At 67.8% G+C, this 664-nt stretch carries 2 protein-coding genes; both read right to left on the reverse strand.

The features are described 5' to 3' along the window. A partial coding sequence (locus tag BFF76_RS30335; protein ID WP_167359548.1) for an AAA family ATPase occupies positions 1-383 on the reverse strand: 383 nt, incomplete at its 3' end. Then, the coding region (locus BFF76_RS30340; RefSeq protein WP_208604899.1) for an exonuclease SbcCD subunit D C-terminal domain-containing protein at positions 383-664 on the reverse strand (282 nt) is incomplete at its 5' end. The genes BFF76_RS30335 and BFF76_RS30340, both read right to left, overlap by 1 nt.

Raw genomic sequence — 664 nt, forward strand, 5'->3', positions numbered from 1 at the left:
CCTGCGACGCCGTCGGTGTCGGTCCACTGGTGCAGCTCGACGGTGGCTTCGGCGGTGGCGGTGCCGGTCTTGGCGCGTTTGCTGGGGTAGGTCTGCTTGGGTTTTCGTGCGATCTTGAGAAGGCGGCCGGCGGCGGTGAACTCCAGGATGACGTGGGTGCGTGTGTCGGTGGGGGCGTGGTCGCTGCGCAGGCGGTGGGTGGGGCGGATGCCGGGCACGGTGCCGTAGAGGGCGAAGCAGACGGCGTCCAGGATGCTGGTCTTGCCCGCCCCGGTGTCTCCGCGCAGGAGGAACAGGCCGTTGCTGGTCAGGGCGTCGAAATCGACGGATTCTGTGCGGGCGAAGGGCCCGAATGCCTGGAGGGTCAGGTGGTGGAGGTACATCAGCTGGCCTCTCGTGCGGCGGCTGCGGTGCGGACGCTCTCGAGTCCTTCTTGCAGCAGGTTCTGCTCTGGGACGGTGGCGGGGACGCCGGTGACGTGGTCGAGGAACCCGAGCGTGATCTCGTGGTCGCTGCGGCCGTTGACGCGGGAGCGGTATGACTGCGTCTCGGTATCCCGCTGGTGGGAGAAGCTCAGCTTCAACGTGTGGGGGAAGCGCTCTCGCAGACGTTCCATGGCCATGTGGGGCCGGTCGGTGTCGGTGAGCGTGATGTGCAGCCAGCA

Source organism: Streptomyces mutomycini, from assembly GCF_001700505.1.
GTDB classification, from domain to species: Bacteria; Actinomycetota; Actinomycetes; order Streptomycetales; family Streptomycetaceae; genus Streptomyces; species Streptomyces mutomycini.